18 protein-coding genes are annotated in these 17,474 nt (G+C 41.1%); 8 read left to right on the forward strand and 10 right to left on the reverse strand.

Going from position 1 to position 17,474, the window contains the following annotated elements; all coding sequences use genetic code 11:
- Positions 1–52 precede the first annotated feature (52 nt).
- From ACRWQN_RS18015 to ACRWQN_RS18035, 5 genes are all read left to right on the forward strand, one after another.
- Positions 53–448, forward strand: a complete 396-nt coding sequence (locus ACRWQN_RS18015) for a hypothetical protein (protein WP_434927244.1) — start codon at positions 53–55, stop codon at positions 446–448.
- Positions 449–550: 102 nt separating this feature from the next.
- Positions 551–1,348 carry a response regulator gene (locus tag ACRWQN_RS18020; RefSeq protein WP_226413123.1) on the forward strand — a complete coding sequence of 266 codons (798 nt, stop codon included), beginning with the start codon at positions 551–553 and terminating at the stop codon, positions 1,346–1,348.
- A gap of 123 nt (positions 1,349–1,471) precedes the next feature.
- Positions 1,472–1,744, forward strand: a complete 273-nt coding sequence (locus tag ACRWQN_RS18025; protein ID WP_188840938.1) for an HU family DNA-binding protein — start codon at positions 1,472–1,474, stop codon at positions 1,742–1,744.
- A 331-nt stretch (positions 1,745–2,075) separates the two neighbouring features.
- Positions 2,076–2,762, forward strand: coding sequence for a TorF family putative porin (locus ACRWQN_RS18030; RefSeq protein WP_434939228.1), 687 nt, complete (start codon positions 2,076–2,078; stop codon positions 2,760–2,762).
- Between the two features lie 344 nt (positions 2,763–3,106).
- The gene (locus tag ACRWQN_RS18035) at positions 3,107–3,283 is read left to right on the forward strand and encodes a PA3496 family putative envelope integrity protein (RefSeq protein WP_226413119.1); all 177 of its coding nucleotides are present in this window, start codon (positions 3,107–3,109) and stop codon (positions 3,281–3,283) included.
- 103 nt (positions 3,284–3,386) lie between these two features.
- Here the strand turns inward: ACRWQN_RS18035 and ACRWQN_RS18040 are convergent, their stop codons facing one another.
- Positions 3,387–4,349, reverse strand: a complete 963-nt coding sequence (locus ACRWQN_RS18040; protein ID WP_434927246.1) for a PDC sensor domain-containing protein — start codon at positions 4,347–4,349, stop codon at positions 3,387–3,389.
- A 225-nt stretch (positions 4,350–4,574) separates the two neighbouring features.
- Between ACRWQN_RS18040 and ACRWQN_RS18045 the strand changes: the two genes are divergently transcribed.
- Positions 4,575–5,930: a flavohemoglobin expression-modulating QEGLA motif protein gene (locus tag ACRWQN_RS18045; protein ID WP_434929143.1), complete on the forward strand. Its 1,356-nt coding sequence runs from the start codon at positions 4,575–4,577 to the stop codon at positions 5,928–5,930.
- A 78-nt stretch (positions 5,931–6,008) separates the two neighbouring features.
- Here the strand turns inward: ACRWQN_RS18045 and ACRWQN_RS18050 are convergent, their stop codons facing one another.
- The 8 genes from ACRWQN_RS18050 to metB form a co-directional block, all read right to left on the reverse strand.
- Entirely contained in the window at positions 6,009–6,392 is a 384-nt protein-coding gene (locus ACRWQN_RS18050; RefSeq protein WP_434927247.1) for a hypothetical protein, read from the reverse strand.
- Positions 6,393–6,448: 56 nt separating this feature from the next.
- Positions 6,449–7,813: an alanine/glycine:cation symporter family protein gene (locus tag ACRWQN_RS18055; RefSeq protein ID WP_434927248.1), complete on the reverse strand. Its 1,365-nt coding sequence runs from the start codon at positions 7,811–7,813 to the stop codon at positions 6,449–6,451.
- A gap of 161 nt (positions 7,814–7,974) precedes the next feature.
- Complete coding sequence (locus ACRWQN_RS18060) at positions 7,975–8,229, reverse strand: cysteine-rich CWC family protein (protein WP_434939229.1); 255 nt, start codon at positions 8,227–8,229, stop codon at positions 7,975–7,977.
- Between the two features lie 109 nt (positions 8,230–8,338).
- Positions 8,339–9,343 carry a c-type cytochrome gene (locus tag ACRWQN_RS18065; protein ID WP_434940696.1) on the reverse strand — a complete coding sequence of 335 codons (1,005 nt, stop codon included), beginning with the start codon at positions 9,341–9,343 and terminating at the stop codon, positions 8,339–8,341.
- 63 nt (positions 9,344–9,406) lie between these two features.
- Positions 9,407–10,042 carry a c-type cytochrome gene (locus tag ACRWQN_RS18070; protein ID WP_434939230.1) on the reverse strand — a complete coding sequence of 212 codons (636 nt, stop codon included), beginning with the start codon at positions 10,040–10,042 and terminating at the stop codon, positions 9,407–9,409.
- Positions 10,043–10,309: 267 nt separating this feature from the next.
- Complete coding sequence (gene metF / locus ACRWQN_RS18075; RefSeq protein WP_434939231.1) at positions 10,310–11,194, reverse strand: methylenetetrahydrofolate reductase; 885 nt, start codon at positions 11,192–11,194, stop codon at positions 10,310–10,312.
- A gap of 265 nt (positions 11,195–11,459) precedes the next feature.
- Positions 11,460–13,853 carry a bifunctional aspartate kinase/homoserine dehydrogenase II gene (locus ACRWQN_RS18080; RefSeq protein WP_434939232.1) on the reverse strand — a complete coding sequence of 798 codons (2,394 nt, stop codon included), beginning with the start codon at positions 13,851–13,853 and terminating at the stop codon, positions 11,460–11,462.
- A 21-nt stretch (positions 13,854–13,874) separates the two neighbouring features.
- Positions 13,875–15,047: a cystathionine gamma-synthase gene (gene metB / locus ACRWQN_RS18085; protein ID WP_434939233.1), complete on the reverse strand. Its 1,173-nt coding sequence runs from the start codon at positions 15,045–15,047 to the stop codon at positions 13,875–13,877.
- A gap of 207 nt (positions 15,048–15,254) precedes the next feature.
- On the opposite strand from metB, the gene metJ reads away from it, so the two are divergent.
- Together metJ and ACRWQN_RS18095 are read left to right on the forward strand one after the other, a co-directional pair.
- Positions 15,255–15,569: a met regulon transcriptional regulator MetJ gene (gene metJ, locus ACRWQN_RS18090; RefSeq protein WP_188840950.1), complete on the forward strand. Its 315-nt coding sequence runs from the start codon at positions 15,255–15,257 to the stop codon at positions 15,567–15,569.
- 173 nt (positions 15,570–15,742) lie between these two features.
- On the forward strand, positions 15,743–16,474 hold the full coding sequence (locus ACRWQN_RS18095; protein ID WP_434939234.1) for a TSUP family transporter: 732 nt from the start codon (positions 15,743–15,745) through the stop codon (positions 16,472–16,474).
- A 24-nt stretch (positions 16,475–16,498) separates the two neighbouring features.
- Here ACRWQN_RS18095 and ACRWQN_RS18100 read toward each other — a convergent pair whose 3' ends face one another.
- Positions 16,499–17,440, reverse strand: a complete 942-nt coding sequence (locus ACRWQN_RS18100; protein ID WP_434939235.1) for a pseudouridine synthase — start codon at positions 17,438–17,440, stop codon at positions 16,499–16,501.
- Between the last annotated feature and the right edge of the window lie 34 nt (positions 17,441–17,474).

The raw sequence follows: 17,474 nt of genomic DNA on the forward strand, positions 1-17,474 counted from the left end.
ATCCATTAAATTGCGATATTCTATCCTAAATACATCAAACCAAGTGAACAAAATGACACAGGTTAAGCGCCCCTTGGGCATTATATTACTGATTGCTTTATACAGTTTATTTACTATTATCGCCCTTTGGCGTGCAACTCAATATGCGACTTTTGACATATTAACCCTTGGTGTTTTACCCGTATTAGTGGGTCTATTGATCCGCGCGAAATGGGCTAAAATAGTGCTCTTTTTTCACCTAGGGCTGCAAACATTAGTGTTAATTGCAATGGGAACTACTGCGTTAATCGCGTATCAAATCACTCCCGAGGACGTGAAAATTGAATTTAATGGCCAAATCATTCCTATTTGGATAGTGGCAAGCGCTGCTATAAGTCTGGTCACTCTGCAGTGGTGGGCAGCACTAAACCATAAAGCGCGTCAGTATTTAAATAATATTGGTATTTAAAGACCACTTGAAACTCATTTTCGAGGACGTATTTGATAGTAATCTACTTATATGTCTATGCTATAGTCTATCTAGTGGTACAAAATAATAAGAGTTCAATAAATGCACAGTTTATCCCCTAGCGAATTATCTATTTTATTGCTTGAGCCTTCTGAGACTCAACGAAAAATAATTATGTCTCGATTACAGCAAGAAGGCGTTGTTAGCATTCAAACCGCTACAACACTTGAAGATGCCAAAGCGATTATAGCTCGTCATAAGCCTGACTTAATTACTAGCGCGTTACACTTTCCTGACGGCGAAGCAACGGATTTACTCGCGTATATCAAGCAAAAACCAGAATACCAAGACATTCAGTTTATGTTGGTATCGAGTGAGTGCCGCCGCGAGCAACTTGAAATTTTTAGACAGTCAGGTGTAGTTGCTATTTTACCTAAGCCTTTCAATTCAGACCATTTAGCGCGCGCATTAAATTCAACAATAGATTTAATCAGTAATGACGAATTAGATTTGAGCCATTTTGATGTGCATAATCTGAGAGTGTTGGTCGTTGATGATAGTCGTTTAGCACGTAACGTGATTAAACGGACCATTGGTAATTTAGGGATTAAAATTATTACTGAAGCAGAAGATGGCCAGCAGGCTATTAATCTAATGCAGCATAATATGTATGATTTAGTGATTACCGATTACAACATGCCCAGTGTTGATGGATTAGCGCTAACGCAATATATTCGTAATGAAAGCCAACAGTCACACATTCCTATTTTAATGGTATCGTCGGAGGCTAATGACACCCATTTAAGTAACGTATCCAGCGCTGGGGTTAATGCCCTTTGTGATAAGCCTTTTGAACCTAATTTAGTCAAACGGATCTTATATCAACTGCTTGAAGAGTAGCATAGTGAGTATTTAACAGTCTTTTTACCCTTTTATCGGACAAAATACTTTTAAAGCGTCAACGCTTATGGCATGTTAACCACGTTTTTAAAAACATTTCTATGGAAAGCAGAGAATATCAATATGAACAAAAGTGAACTGATTGCAAAAATTGCTGAAAACGCAGATCTAACTAAAGCAGAAGCTGGCCGTGCATTAAAATCATTTGAAGCAGCGGTAACTGAAGCGATGAAAAATGGCGAAAAAATTTCTATCGTTGGTTTTGGATCATTTGAAACCTCACAACGTGCTGCACGTACTGGTCGCAACCCGCAAACTGGTAAAGAAATTCAAATTGCCGCTGCAACTGTACCTAAGTTCAAAGCTGGTAAAACGTTAAAAGATAGCGTTAACTAAAAATAAGTTAACTGTTATTTTTAAAAGCCTCCTTTCGGAGGTTTTTTTATGCCCTATTTCTGTCAAATCGAGCAATCCTCAAACTAACATCGCCAAATCAGCTTACTGCACAACCCAAGTGCAATGCCGCACCATTACAAAGCAACCAATAGGCTTTTAACGTGTTCAAATTTTAATAATTAGTTGATAAATATGATATTTAAACATTGGCACAACCTTCGCTTAACTCAGAGTAGATAAACCAACATTTAACACTCTGTCTCGATATATGAAGTTTTAAAGTCCTGACATACACAGTGTTAAATGCATAATAAAACTTTGAGGGAAGATGATGAAAAAATCACTATTACAAGCAGTTGCATTATCAAGCACACTATTACTCAGCAGCACAGCTTTTGCCGAAGTATCCGCTAATATTGGCGCAACGTCTAACTACTTATGGCGCGGAGTCACCCAGACAGATGATGCGGTTGCTGTGCAGGGTGGTCTTGATTACGCACACGAGTCTGGTTTTTATGCTGGCACTTGGGCATCAAATGTCGACTTTGATGATGCAGCAACCTATGAAGCGGACTTTTATGCAGGCTATGCTGGAGAGTTTGCTGAAGATTTCACTTACGACGTAAGCTATTTATATTACGCCTACCCTGATGCTGATAGCAGCTATGATTTTGGTGAAGTTTCATTTGTATTAGGTTGGAAATGGCTAGAATTAGGTTATTCAAAAGTGGTCAATGCTGATTCTGGGGTTTCTGGCGCTGACAGCGAAACTGATTGGAGTTACTTACAAGCTAATGCCAGCTTCCCTTTAACAGAGAAAGTCAGCTTAGGCGTTCATTATGGCTATTCACAGGGTGATGTCGTTAAAGACCTATTTAGCGAAACCTATTCTGATTACAACGTGTCACTGAGCGCTGACACAGATGTCGGCACAGTATCTTTCATGGTTTCTAACACAGATTTAGCAGATGACGATGCAAAAGTCGTTTTAGGTTATTCATACGGCTTTGATCTATAGCAGTACAACAATGTGAATTGTTTGCTAATCTAGTAGGTAAGCAATTTTCATTGGCATGTTAAGTTGCGTTAACGCTACCTTAGGGTGGCGTTTTTATTTTTAAACCTTACCCTAATAATGACGAGTCCAATGATCGTCAATCTTAAAATAAAAAGCCGTGTACTTTCCCTCTTTTATATCTCTCAATTAGCTTGCCAGAAAATAACTGCTAAGCTCAAATAGTGAAGGTAAAAAAAACTGTTCAGCTTGAACAATATATTTTGCTTTTCTAAGGATAATTTTTTGGTTAGAAAGAGCTCATTGGTTTAGTACTGTTGTTTACCATTGGTTATGAGGGTTTTATTATGGCTAATATCACTGAAAGAGTGCCTGACGATACAGAAATTGAAGCGATGACTTCACCAAGAAGTGCTAAGGGAGCCGAAAATTTGCAACATAAACGTCAAGTCAAAAGGCGTTTAGAAGATTTTCTTGAGCAAGCACAACTTAGAAAAGCCATTGGTGATGACGACTTCTTTTAGTCATATAATCATCACACAAATAAAAAAACCATCGTTACAACCGCTATCAGTAAGCCGTTAACACGATGGTTTGTTTTTTAATAGCGGTAAATAAACTAAACTTTTAAGATAAGCGATTAAATTTTTGTTGTTGATTTTGAGTCAACAATTGCTCCGCCCTAGCCCCTAAATAAACATAAATACCTAGCCCAACTAACAAGCCAACTACAGCTAACATCATCATGATTGCCGGCTCAATATATTGTTTCTCTCCTAAAGAAGCTTTGAACATAGTTAGCAAAGCTTCTATCGAAATTGCGATTAAGATGGTGGAAATAAAACGCGTTATAGTCCGCCGTGTTGAACTATGACGAAATATATCTTTATGCATTAGCACTTCTTCTTCCAAAATCGTTTTACCCAAATCAAAAATCGCTAATGCGAGGGTTAGAAAAATAATAATACCAAAAGGCAGTAACGGATCATTTTGCGCCGGCTCAGACAGCAAGCGATAAATATCAGACACTACCGTCCACATTAATACACTCACCAAGACGAACAGCCCCAGCACAATAAAACTATATACTGCTTTAAATATTGGCGTCATTTTACGTCTTGCGCTGTCACCCATCATAAACTCAATCAACTGAGTAAGATTAATATCAACCACTACAATGACGCGCTGACTATTAGCATTTAACAGCTGTCTTGAGGCGCTTACACACAGGCCTCCACCCGTATTCGATAAATATGGGCTAGTAATATAGCGAGTACTGTCTTGCTCGGCTAAACCAGTAAAATAGGGACGATGGCTTCTGTCGGTATCGCGCCCTTTATCAGATAATTTAACTTTGCCTTTAGACACCACAAGGTTGTCGCTCACTTGAGTGCCATTTTCATCAAGTAGATACAGCAATTGCACAAAAGGGTAACTTCTAGCTAGCTCATTAAACACCTTATCTGAGGTCGGGTTCTGAAATATAGATGCGTCACTTAATCCTAATAAAATGGAATCCAATAATTCATGAATAACCGATTCATGCTCATGATAACGTTCGATAACACTTAAAAAACTCATTGCAGCCATATATCACTCCCTCTTTACCATAAGAGGTTAAAGCAGTGATTGTGCCAACTAATTACTATAATAAATTCATAACCTTAGTAATAAACACATCTTATTTAGGTCATAAACCAGTGCAATTGCACCGATATAATCCATGGCAGATGAAAATTTTCGATTGGTGAATCAAAGCAATTAATGAGAACATTGATTAACTTTGCCCAGATTTATCAAACCATAGGTAATGCAATGTCTGATGCTTTAATTCGTTATCAACAAGATATTCGCCGCTTTTCGGATGAATTAATCCGTATACAAGCACCGATTAAAATCCTCGACACCATTAAATGGCCACGTGAAATCGAAGACAAATTTTTAGCCAAACAAACTAAAGTACTACCAGAAATAAGCACTGACTTTTACGATTCAATTCCCGTGTCTTTCAATACCGGTAAAACCCAGCAAGACTTGAAAAGTCTTCGCTCTGCGATTGAAAAGGGCTTAGGTAAGAAAGATAAACTAGGTAAAATACTCATTGCCAATGTTGACCAATATCGCATTGTGATCGACATGCTCAATAATCGTGGTAAACCCATGTTTGGCAAACTCAGCCAAGAACTTTATGGCAGTGCTAGTCATAAATTACACGGCGATCGCCATACATTACGCCAGCTAGGTGACAGGCTAAGTCATATTTTCTCATTACCCGCTGCAAGGCATATGAGTAAACAACATCCTAAAATCATCACCGCACCAGAGGCCGTAAACCAACTGAGTCAGCGACTGGTTAACTATTTTCATGATGATAAAATATACGTAAAACTCAGCGATGGTATTGTGTCAGATGCGGCGGTCGGCGGTGACACGGTTAAAATAAACACTCGCGCCATGTTCAGTGAATCAGATATGAATGTGTATGAAGTACATGAAGGTTGGGTGCATGTGGGCACCACACTCAATGGACGAGCCCAACCGCATGCAACATGGTTAAGTGTTGGTTCTCCGCGGGTTACCGCTTCACAGGAAGGTCTAGCGGTATTAATGGAGATGTTAACCCTTAGCTCTAACCCCGGAAGAGCTAGACGTATCAGTGATAGGGTGTCAGCCGTTGATATGGCGGAGCAAGGGGCGGACTTCATCGAAGTGTATCGATATTTCAGAAACCTACACTTAAGCTCAAAAGACAGTTACCGAGTCACCCAGCGTGTATTTCGTGGTGGCATGGTCCAAGGCGGCAGTTTCTTTACCAAAGATATTTCCTATGTCCGCGGCTATGTTGAAAACATCAACTTTATTCGCAGTGCTATTAGCACTGGTTTACCTGAACTTATCCCTATGCTGTTTTTAGGTAAACTGGCTATCGAAGATATTCCTGATCTCTATCAAGCTTATCAAGAAGGTGTGATTGCTGGGCCCAAGTATCTTCCACCTATGTTTGCAGACATTAGTGGTCTATATGCATGGTTTGGATTTGCTTCAGGTATTGGCAATATTGATTTAAAAGGAGTGCAACGCCACTTTGCGCGCTCTTTTGATAAGGTCACCATCAAAACCCCAGAAGCAGACTTATTTGATGATTCAGAATTTGATAATAACTCGGATTAACATCCATAAATAAGGGCAACCATAGTTGCCCTTATTTTATTTCATGTCCTATCAATCAATAAACGAATCACTCTAGAATCAATCAATAAGATATCCAGTCCCTCGACACTCAATCAATAAGCTACATTGTCCATAGCTTGAGCGTTTACACTCGTGCACTACCAAGGCATTTGCACCTCTTCGCTGGACTTGTGCTTTCAAAGACTTTATCAATGACTCATCACTGGGCGCCGTCTTATTTAAATCAGTCGGTCTATCCTGTTGACAATATGACGCGTCGACATTACCTAGGTCTTTGTATTGACGATTAAAGACGTATTGCTGGCTATAGACATCAACATCATTAGCCCTGATGTTTTGTTCACCAACATCAAATACATTAGTATTAAATTTAATTGATGAGCATCCTTGCAGTAACAATGACGCCATAAGCATTAACATTAAAACCATAAAAGCTGGCATTGCAACATCCTTATTATATGTGATCCTAATTAACGCGCACTGGGTGTGCTTTAACCTTATAACGCTTTTTTAAGCGCTTTTTGTTTCGCAAAATACTCACGTGTTAAGCCAAACACTACCGGGCTTAATAACATCAATGCGATCAAGTTTGGCAGCGCCATCATCGCATTTAACGTATCAGCTAATAGCCAAATAAACTCTAATGAACTAATCGCACCAATCGGTACGACTAAGGTGAATATTAAGCGGAATGGCTTAACCGCTTTATCACCAAATAAGTACTGCACGCACTTCTCACTGTAAAAACTCCAGCCTAAAATGGTGGTAAATGCAAATATAGCCAGTGCAATTGCCACAATGTAATTTCCCAAAGGCAAGGCATGGGAGAATGCCAGCGAGGTCAATGCCGCCCCATTTTCACCCGATGTCCACGAGCCAGTAACAACAATAGCCAGGCCGGTGATAGAACAAACAATGATAGTGTCGATAAACGTACCTAACATTGCCACTAAGCCTTGCTTAACTGGGTTGTTAGTTTTTGCTGCTGCGTGGGCAATTGGCGCACTGCCTAAGCCTGCTTCATTTGAGAATATACCACGGGCCACACCAAAACGAATTGCCGCCCATACTGCAGCGCCAGCAAATCCACCTTGTGCCGCAACAGGGTTGAATGCACTGTGAACGATAAGCTCGAACGCTGCTGGTACTTGATCAATATACACCACTAATACAGCTAATCCGGCAGTGATATAAAACACCGTCATTAATGGCACAAGTTTACCGGCAACTTCTGCAATGCGTTTAATACCGCCCATCAACACAGCACCAACTAATACCATTAGCACCACACCGGTAATCCAACTTGGTACACCAAAGTTACTGCTTAATGCGTCTGCTACCGAATTTGATTGCACAGTATTACCAATACCGAACCCTGCAAACATACCAAAAAACGCAAAGGCTGTGCCTAACCAGGCCCATTTTTTGCCTAAGCCATTTTTGATGTAATACATAGGGCCGCCAACATGATCGCCATTGCTGTCGGTTTCACGAAATTTAACCGCTAATACCGCTTCTGCAAATTTGGTTGCCATGCCTACTAATGCAGTACACCACATCCAAAACAAGGCGCCTGGGCCACCTATGACAATTGCAGTGGCAACACCGGCTATATTGCCTGTACCTATGGTTGCTGAAAGCGAGGTCATCAAAGCATTAAAAGGGCTTACATCACCTTTTTCGCTTTCATCAGTGACAGTTCTCCCTGACCATAATAATTTAAAACCTGTGCCTAATTTTAAAATCGGCATAAATTTCAAACCAATAGATAAAAATAACCCTACGCCTAATATCATCACCAGCATGGGAACACCCCAAACGATGCTGTTAATATTACTTACTAAAAGTGTGACCGCTTCCATTTAATATCCCATGATTAACTAAATTATTATGTTTATTGTTATTTATGTTTTATCAATGCTGAAATTTATCGAACTCGAAGCATTATTTTCAGCAATTTTTTAGAGTACCTTGATTAGTGTATTTTTTGCAACAATCTAGCAACTAAAAATAGGTGTTTGATTCACGATGTCGAAGGCTTAAAAATTTGTACTACGGGTAAGGCAGGTAAAGACATGCGTGCCATTTGGGCTAAACAGGATTGACAGACACATTGCTGCGCATTAATTCTGGCTTGAGGATACGCTAGCTGATAGCGCTTGATCAGTTCGACCGCTGAATAATCTGACAATACACACCAACAAGTTAAAACATCTTGCCCACTGGCCATCACACATTGGTTCATTTGATCACAGATGGGGCAGTTTTTTGCAGACAAAGTCATACCTTTGCTAGTTGTTATTAAATGCTGAATATTAATCGATAGCTGCTGAAAACTGACATCGCCCAGCTCAATCACTTCAAATTAGAACGATGTCAGTTATACACTATTTTTTTGGAAAATTAGCAGAAGAAGTACTGCCTAATACTGTTCCTGCAACACTTTGACCGTAAAAACCATCATGCTGATGATATTGGCTTTGTGTTTCAACCACATTGCCTTTAAATCTAGGGTCTTGAGGGCGATCTTGCGAATTAATATAAGCCGCGACGTCCCAAGCTTGTTGAGGAGTCAGTTGGACACTTTTACCCAAAGGCATGTTCTCATAGATAAAATCTGCCGCGGTATTGACTCTGTGCATGCCCGCGCCCCAATTAAAACTTTGTGCTCCCCATACTGGTGGCAGAGCAGCTACACCGGCAATGATTTGACCTTGACCATCTTGCCCGTGGCAAGATTGACAATGCGCTTGATATACCACTAAACCGCGTTCAGGAGAATAAGCTTGTTCAGCTTTAGGCACCGCGGGATAACCACGACCCGGTAATTGCGCTAATGCATTTTGATCCATTTTACTTGAGATGGCCTCAGGTAAAATAAAGTCATCGCGTTTTGCCCCTTTGACCAATTCACTGTCGCTTAACTCAGGGACAGGGCCAGCAACATTGTGCTGTAGCATTAATCCAGACATGCCCAACCAATATGAATAAGCTGATAACGCCACTAACTCTTTGCTGCCTGATTCAGGCGCTTTGCCATTCATCGAATAAGTGAAACAGCCTTGTAACCGCTCTTCAAAACTGTTTACTTTATCGTTTTTCTTACGGTAAGCCGGATACGCAAAATATGCTCCCCACAAAGGTGAGGCATTGGCTTTATTGCCCGCGTTGAGGTGACAGTTAACGCAATTAAGTTGGTTGCCGACATACTTATCACGCAGTTGCTGAGTATTGACAAATAATTGGTAACCTAAGCGAACTTTATCGCCAAACTCACCTGTTGGAATATCTGACAATGCCGCTGGCTGAAGGTAGGTTTGTTTAGCTTTAGGCACTGAAGGTAAAGCTTGCTGGCGATCAGGTAGCTCTGTAGCAATAACAGCAGCATTCATATTCAAGCTAAACAATACTGCTGCGCCTAAGATGATGTTTAATTGGGATTTCATGGCGTGTCCTTACTTAAGCGATGCAAAATAGTGGGCAAGTTTGTCAATTTCGATTGCGGTTAATTTACTGGCAACATTACCCATCATATTATCGGCATCGCCTTTGCGGGTGCCTTTTTGCCAAGCTTCAAGCTGGCTTTTAATATAACTGGCTTGTTGGCCAGCTAAACGCGGAAATTGCTCAGCACCTATCGCAGAAGGACCATGACAAGTAAAGCAGGCGGGAATATCGCGCGCCCAATCTCCTTGATAAGCGAGTTTTTCGGCGGGATCTGTAATCGCCACTTTATCACCACGGTATCGCAGCGTAATGTCATCGACGGCTTGAGAGGCAAAGTAGTCAGCGGCTACTTGAATATTATCTCCTTGTACCGTCATCGCCATAGGCTGCATTAGTGCATTTTGCCGTTGCCCAACTTGAAACAACTTGATCTGTTTAACCATGTAGGATGCTGATAAACCAGCTAATTTAGGTCCTGCAACATCAAGTCCCTGCCCTTGAGCACCATGACAACTCACACATACCTGCGCCGGAACGGGCACAGTCTGTAGTAACTCTTTGGGTGAAGACTCTGGAATGGATGCGCTCACATGTAGACTTACCATACTGCTCACGAATGTTGCAGCGATTATTATTTTATTCATCATCTCGCCCTTAAGAAGTCCGTATCTATATTCATCGGACAAACTATAGATGATTATTTAACCTATTAACACCGACTATTTTTCATCCATTTTTAATAAGTCATCTCAACTCGGGTTAAGAGATGAATAAGCGATATTAAAAATATAATATTCAATTGCTTACAGCAAAATTGAATTTTGCGCTGAGGTTAAATACTAATAAGCCTCCGTTGCTATTACAACGAAGGCTTAATAAGTTTAACGATTCTGTCATTAACTCAAGTGAAGTTACTTAGGGCGCACGCCTAAGGTATGGCAAATAGCATAAGTCAATTCGGCACGGTTTAAAGTATAAAAGTGGAAGTCTTTCACCCCTTCACGGGCTAATACTTTTACGGTATCAATGGCCACGTTTGCACCCACTAATTGACGCGTGGCAGGGTCATCATCTAAACCTTCAAACTGACGGTGTAACCATGCAGGAATAGCCACATTAGTCATATCCGCAAAACGCTTAGTTTGCTTAAAGTTAGTTACCGGTAAAATACCTGGCACGATTTCAACATCAATACCCGCTGTAACACAGCGGTCGCGAAAACGAAGATACGACTCTACATCAAAGAAAAACTGAGTAATTGCGCGGTTTGCTCCGGCATCAATTTTCTTCTTTAGGTGAATTAAATCAGCTTGAGCATTGCGCGCATCCGGATGCACTTCTGGGTAAGCCGCTACCGAAATATCAAAATCAGCAACTGAGCGAAGTAAACGCACTAAATCATTAGCAAAACGAGTCGGCTTTGGGCTGCCATCGGGTAAGTCACCACGCAGTGCGACAATATCTTTAATGCCTGAATTCCAATAATGTTTGGCAAGTTCAATCAGCTCTTCATCGCTGGCATCCACTAAGGTTAAATGCGGTGCTGCAATTAAATTAGTTTCACTTTGAATACGCTCAATAACACTGTGAGTGCGGTCGCGCACGCCTGAATTAGCACCGTAGGTTACCGATACAAATTTAGGGTTTAATGGTTCTAAACGACGAATAGAATTCCACAGAATGGTTTCCATTTCTGGTGTTGAAGGTGGAAAAAATTCAAATGACACGTTGATATCACTTAACTCAGATAGGCTCTGATTTAACGACTGTGAGTGCTGGGCGTGATGAAAAGCCATTTTATATTTCCTTCAACTGCTTCGATGCGAACATCGATGGATTTAATACTCGGATGATGACTGTCTATTACTTTACTGCGACTTCATAATGGACGTTTAGACGTCTATATGTCTATATAGTAATTTAACTGACCATGAAGTCAAGAATAAATATTCATTGAATACGTATAACCACGATGAAGAATGTTCAATTTGAAGATGAAAAAAAAGCAAGACTCAAAAGAGTCTTGCTTAATTGAACTGGGTTGTCGTCAAAGCAAAGTTATTATTCTTGCAATAAATCGCGACAAATATGCACTAGATCAGATTGAACAGCTGCCGCGGTGACTTCTCTACCCGCGCCTGGGCCACGTATAATCAGCGGATTACCTTGATAAAATGCACTGCGGATAACAAACACATTGTCGCCGGGCGTTAAATTGGCATAGGGATGATTACGGTCTACCCATTGAATGCCCACTTCAGCTTTCAATTTACCACCCACTTTATCTAATGCCGCCACATAACGTAGCACTTTATTTTGCTCTGCGGCGGCCACAAATTGCTGCAGCATTTCAGCATCAAGCTCATTAATGCGCTTTAAAAAGTCTGCTAATGTTAATTTAGCCAATGCTTCAGGCACTAATGAGTTTAGAGTAATGTCTTCTAACTCAATGGCTAAACCAATTTCACGCGCTAAAATAAGCAATTTTCGTTGCATATCTCGACCCGATAAATCATCACGGGGATCAGGTTCTGTAATCCCCAGCTCTTTCGCCTCAAGCACTAATTGAGAAAATGGTTTACTGCCATCATAGTTTTCAAATAACCAACATAAAGTACCTGAAAAAATACCGCCAACCGCTTCAATCGTGTCACCGCTATTACGTAAGTCATTTAACGCATGCTGAATAGGCAACCCAGCACCACAACTGGCGTTATAGCGCCAAAATAAACGTCGATTACACAGTTGCTGCTTTAGCTCTCGATAAAAAGGCAATGGTCCTGAACCCGCCAATTTATTAGCACTGACCACATGAATACCTTTAGCAAACAATTGTGGGTATTGTAAGGTCAAGGTGGCACTGGCACTGATATCAAGCGCGACTATCTCATCGCAAGACAGTTGCTCTAATTGGTCAAACAAACTGTCATAGGTCCATTCTGTACCTTGTTGCTCATATTGTTGCTGCCAGCTGTCTAAATTAACCCCAGCGTTATCAACAAAAGCCTTTTTAGAACTCACCAAACCGACTAATTCGACTGTGGCTTCTAAGTCTTTATTTAGCCCAAAACGAGCACGTTTAAATAAATCTATCCACGCCTCACCAATATTGCCTATACCTAGCAACAGTACGCCTATGCGCATTCTTGGGCCAGCACAGCGGCGATGTATTTTTTGAGTCAGTAAGCTAACCTGCCCCTGTGGCACTAATGTCACTAGGCTTAAGCCGTCTTGATAAACAGGTTTGGCATCACGACTTAGCAAACGGGCAAAGCTTTTACGATACAATTCTGCATCGGCACTGACCAAAGCCACTAGCCCCAAGTCGCATTGTGCCTGCAATTGCGTAATACCAAACTCAGCAGTTTGGGACACTAATAAAGACTGCACTTGCTTTTGCCTTTCTAATGTAAAGGCTAATTCATACTTATGTTGCGCCAATGACCAATAAGCCAATGGGGTTAAGCCCGCTTCGGTCAGTAATGTTAACAAAGGATCTATCGCTGCGGCGGCTTTAAAACTAAATAACACCACTTCATTTAAACTGGTTACCACAGGTGCACTAGCTGACGAACTATGGGGGGCAATCAATGTAAAATCAGTGTGAGAGGCATAGCTTGAGCGTACGGCTAAACTCACTTCGGTATTGAACAAAGGCTGTAATGTACGTGAATGCAATACTGGAGAGCCCAGTCTAGCTAATCGATCGGCTTCAGCCAAAGACATGCTTTTTAGCAGTTTGGCATCATTAATTTTATTCGGGTCAGCATTAAATACCCCTTCAACATCGGTCCAAATCGTTACCCGATCAATATCAGCCAAACTGGCAATTAATGTCGCGCTAAAATCAGAACCATTTCGCCCAAGCAATAGTGTTTCACCCTGACTATTAGCACAAATAAACCCTGTAATGACTAAACGCTCATTAGGATGAGCCGCTAATAAAGCCTGCACTTTGGCTCGCGACTCTTCTACCCGAATATTAGGCACAGCACCTTCGTCAGCGACAAGTATTGAACAGGCGTCTACATGGGATGACGCTACACCAGATTCACGTAATAACGCCGCCATTAATCTTGCCGACCAACGTTCACCAAAACTCACCACATGGCTAATTTGATATTCATTGCGCTGTTCAAGTGATAATAAGCTAATCAATTGTGACTTGTCGGTCGACAAGCGCTCACGTAAATCACGTGCTTGCTCATTAGATAATAATTGTTCGATTAAGGTTTGCTGATAGCCGATTAATACTTGTAGCTCTTCTTGCCATAGCTGACCGGTTTCACGCAAATTGAGCAGCTTATATAAAAAGTTGGTACTTTTACCTGCCGCTGAAACAACAATTAAGTCATCGCTGTGACCATGGGTCAGTAAAATGTGGGCGACTCGGCGATAACAATCCGCATCTGCAAGACTTGAACCACCAAATTTATGTAAATGACCACGCGCCATGTATTACTCCTTAAACGACAACTACAGCGCTGCGACTGCAGCTAATGCGGCTTTAATATCTGCCACTAAATCTTCACCATCTTCAATACCAACAGATAGTCTCAATAATGTATCTTTAACGCCAGCCTCAAAACGGGCTTGGGCATCCATTGCTCTATGGGTCATAGTCGCAGGAACGGCTATTAAACTTTCCACTCCGCCTAAACTTTCAGCAACACTGAACAAGGTTAACGCATCTAAGAATGCTACAACCTCTGCTTCGCCACCTTTTAGCTCGAAACTGAGCATAGCGCCAAAGCCTTTTTGCTGTTTTTTCGCAATTTCATGTCCAGGATGATCCGTTAATCCTGGATAATACACTTTTGCCACCACAGGGCTTTGACATAGCGCATCAACTATCTGTTTGGCATTGGCTTGATGTTCACGAATTCGCACTGCTAAAGTACGAATACCACGCAGAGTAAGGTAACTGTCAAACGCTGATCCCGTTAAGCCTAAGGTGTTTGACCACCAATGCAGTAACTCGCCGATGTCTGGATCTTTAGCTACAACAGCGCCGCCAACCACATCACTGTGACCATTGATATATTTGGTCGTGGAATGGATAACGATATCAGCCCCTAAATTTAAAGGCTGCTGCAAAATAGGTGATAAAAAGGTGTTATCCACGGTAACCAATGCGCCAACTTCTTTTGCTGCAGTAGCAATGGCGGCAATGTCGACCACACGCAGTAATGGATTAGACGGCGTTTCTAACCACACCATTTTGGGTTTTTTGGCAATGGCTTCTGCTAATGCTGCCGCGTTGGTTTGATCAACGATGGCCAATTTAAACTGACCTTTTTTGGCCAGGTTAGTAAATAAACGGTAACTACCTCCATAGCAATCATGTGGCACAACCAATAAATCGTCTGGGCCTAATAAATAGGTCACTAGCGTAATGGCAGCCATGCCAGTACAGGTTATCACTCCGGTAGCCCCTTGCTCTAATTTGGCTAAGGCTTCGCCTAAAATACAACGTGTTGGATTGCCTGAACGGCTGTAATCAAACTCACGCGGATTTTTATGGCCATCAAAAGAATAATTGGTCGATAAATAAATTGGCGGGACAACTGCACCATGTTGTGTGTCACTTTCAATCCCCTGTCGGACTGCGACAGTAGCATTGCTATGTTGTTTACAAGACTTGGTCATGATTGATTCCTAACATTACGAACACACAAAGAGATGTCTAGATGGCTAAATTTACCTAACTGAGCAGCTCAGGTCAACAAAAATAGACGTTTAGACGTCTAAACATAAAGAAATCTATTTGCAATGTGCACTAAAACACAGCAATAATTTGACTAGAAACTTTAAGGGTTTAAAATCTGCACCGTATTTAAAGTAAAGGGTGAGTTAATGACTGAGTGGAATGGCGACTATATTAGCCCATATGCCGAACACGGCAAGAAGAATGAACAAGTAAAAAAAATCACAGTTTCAATTCCGTTAAAAGTATTGAAAGTACTGACCGATGAGCGCACTCGTCGCCAGGTAAATAATTTACGTCACGCGACAAATAGTGAATTACTTTGCGAAGCTTTTTTACATGCTTACACGGGTCAACCATTGCCCGATGATCATGACTTATCAAAAGATGAGCCTGACAGCATTCCGCGTGAAGCGAAAGCATTGATGGACCAAATGGGTATTGAATGGGAAGATTTAGAGTAATTAATCACTTTTAAGTCATTTCACATCTGCTATTCATTCCATCAAGATGAATATCCTGCTTAGTCAGGGTAGTTATCTTGATGGAATTTTGTTTTTAGACACGATCAAACAATTGATATCAATCAATATACAAATACTTGTGTTGAAAAACGTTAGTTACTAAGAGTCATTGCATGCCATTCATTGATCCCACCACGTTATTACTCGCCTCAGTTATTATTTTTTGTGGCGCATTAACCCAAAGCTTAATCGGTTTCGGTTTAGCCGTAGTCGCCAGTCCCTTACTGTATATTATCGACCCACAGTTAGTGCCCGTTCCAGTGATTGTGATGGGGTTTGCAATTTCACTAATGACCTTATTCAGAGAGCGTAGCCATTTAGAATTTAATGGATTGCAATATGCGTTACTTGGCAGAGTTCCGGGTGGTTTTTTGGGCGCAAGCTTACTATTGCTCGCCCCTCAACCAATATTAGGACTAGCCATTGCTGCTATTGTATTTACAGCGGTTTTATTAAGTATTTTTAAATTATCCGCACCTGTGAATCGGATAACCTTATTTATTGCGGGTATTGTCTCAGGTATTTTTGGCAACATTGCCGCCATTGGTGGACCGCCAATGGCTATTTTGCTGGCCGGAAAAGATGCCAGCCAATTTAGGGCGGCACTATCAGCCTTTTTTATCTTCAGCTCGATGATCGCACTCGCTATTTTAGCTATAGTCGGTTTGGTTGAAGTAAAACACCTTTGGTTATCCTTGTTACTGCTACCATCCGTCATTGCAGGGTACATCATTGCAGGACGAATTGTTGGGCGAGTCGATAAAGATAAAACCCGCAAAGCAACGTTAATTTTGTGTACGCTGAGTGCATTACTGTTAACGATAAAGTCATTAGGTAGCCTTTAAAAGCCTTTGTTAACATAGCTTAAATCACATAGTGAGTCCTTCACAGCACCAATCATTAACTTCATGAGTGATTGGGTCAACAAACTGCAAACGCTGCGCTAATAACTGTAAAGGTTTGTCAAAATCATCTTCGCCTTTAGCCTGCAGTGTGGGATAAAAGCGGTCATGTAATAAAGGCATGCCTAAACTCTGCATGTGTACCCGTAATTGGTGGGTTTTACCGGTAACGGGTTCCAGTTCAAAAAGTCCTAGGTTATTGTTAATTTTGAGTAATGTAATCTCAGAATGACTATTACTAGGCCCGTCAACAATCTGCATGGTAAAACTAGGTATTCCACGTTCTAGCCGATTCTTAATGGTCCAATGATATGGCAACATCATCTGATTTAAGGCGAAGTCTTGTGGTAACTCGGCCACTGCTTGATAGGTTTTTTTAATTTTATCATCGAGAAAAAGTTGATGATAAGCATGTCGAGTCTCAGGATTTACCGTCATCAACATCACGCCAGCGGTGTCTTTATCAAGCCGATGAGCTGGGGCTATTGTGTCTATTCCAGTGCGAATACGTAAACGGTGTACTAAGCATTCATTCACATAATTACCACCAGGGGTAACCGGTAAAAAATGCGGTTTATAGACAATGATTTTATGGGAATCTTGATAAAGAATTTGCTCGGTAAAAGGCACTTTTTTTTCAACTGCAACTTCACGATAATAATAAACCCGTTTGGTTGCGGCATATTCACTTTGGCAATCAATTAATTGGCCATCTTGCCAATGTACTTTGCCCTCTTTAATCCGTTGATCCCACGCTGAGGGTGATATTTGTGGAAACTTATCAATTAAAAAAGCCAACACTGTTGGATAAACTGTAGAGGATTCACTCGTGCGAGGTAAGACAACATAGGATGGCTGCGCCGCGATAGCGCCAGTAACTAAAAGTGACTCGTGAGTAGATTTCGACATAAAATTATCAGGGTACCGAATAGATACCCTTATA

Source organism: Shewanella sp. HL-SH8, assembly GCF_051165765.1.
GTDB lineage: Bacteria > Pseudomonadota > Gammaproteobacteria > Enterobacterales > Shewanellaceae > Shewanella > Shewanella glacialimarina.

Bases quoted from the DNA above. Each gene is read 5' to 3' on its own strand.
- ACRWQN_RS18015 (WP_434927244.1), top strand. From the start codon at position 53: ATGACACAGGTTAAGCGCCCCTTGGGCATTATATTACTGATTGCTTTA.
- ACRWQN_RS18020 (WP_226413123.1), top strand. From the start codon at position 551: ATGCACAGTTTATCCCCTAGCGAATTATCTATTTTATTGCTTGAGCCT.
- ACRWQN_RS18025 (WP_188840938.1), top strand. From the start codon at position 1,472: ATGAACAAAAGTGAACTGATTGCAAAAATTGCTGAAAACGCAGATCTA.
- ACRWQN_RS18030 (WP_434939228.1), top strand. From the start codon at position 2,076: ATGAAAAAATCACTATTACAAGCAGTTGCATTATCAAGCACACTATTA.
- ACRWQN_RS18035 (WP_226413119.1), top strand. From the start codon at position 3,107: ATGGCTAATATCACTGAAAGAGTGCCTGACGATACAGAAATTGAAGCG.
- ACRWQN_RS18040 (WP_434927246.1), bottom strand. From the start codon at position 4,349: ATGGCTGCAATGAGTTTTTTAAGTGTTATCGAACGTTATCATGAGCAT.
- ACRWQN_RS18045 (WP_434929143.1), top strand. From the start codon at position 4,575: ATGTCTGATGCTTTAATTCGTTATCAACAAGATATTCGCCGCTTTTCG.
- ACRWQN_RS18050 (WP_434927247.1), bottom strand. From the start codon at position 6,392: ATGCCAGCTTTTATGGTTTTAATGTTAATGCTTATGGCGTCATTGTTA.
- ACRWQN_RS18055 (WP_434927248.1), bottom strand. From the start codon at position 7,813: ATGGAAGCGGTCACACTTTTAGTAAGTAATATTAACAGCATCGTTTGG.
- ACRWQN_RS18065 (WP_434940696.1), bottom strand. From the start codon at position 9,343: ATGAATGCTGCTGTTATTGCTACAGAGCTACCTGATCGCCAGCAAGCT.
- ACRWQN_RS18070 (WP_434939230.1), bottom strand. From the start codon at position 10,042: ATGAATAAAATAATAATCGCTGCAACATTCGTGAGCAGTATGGTAAGT.
- metF (WP_434939231.1), bottom strand. From the start codon at position 11,194: ATGGCTTTTCATCACGCCCAGCACTCACAGTCGTTAAATCAGAGCCTA.
- ACRWQN_RS18080 (WP_434939232.1), bottom strand. From the start codon at position 13,853: ATGGCGCGTGGTCATTTACATAAATTTGGTGGTTCAAGTCTTGCAGAT.
- metB (WP_434939233.1), bottom strand. From the start codon at position 15,047: ATGACCAAGTCTTGTAAACAACATAGCAATGCTACTGTCGCAGTCCGA.
- metJ (WP_188840950.1), top strand. From the start codon at position 15,255: ATGACTGAGTGGAATGGCGACTATATTAGCCCATATGCCGAACACGGC.
- ACRWQN_RS18095 (WP_434939234.1), top strand. From the start codon at position 15,743: ATGCCATTCATTGATCCCACCACGTTATTACTCGCCTCAGTTATTATT.
- ACRWQN_RS18100 (WP_434939235.1), bottom strand. From the start codon at position 17,440: ATGTCGAAATCTACTCACGAGTCACTTTTAGTTACTGGCGCTATCGCG.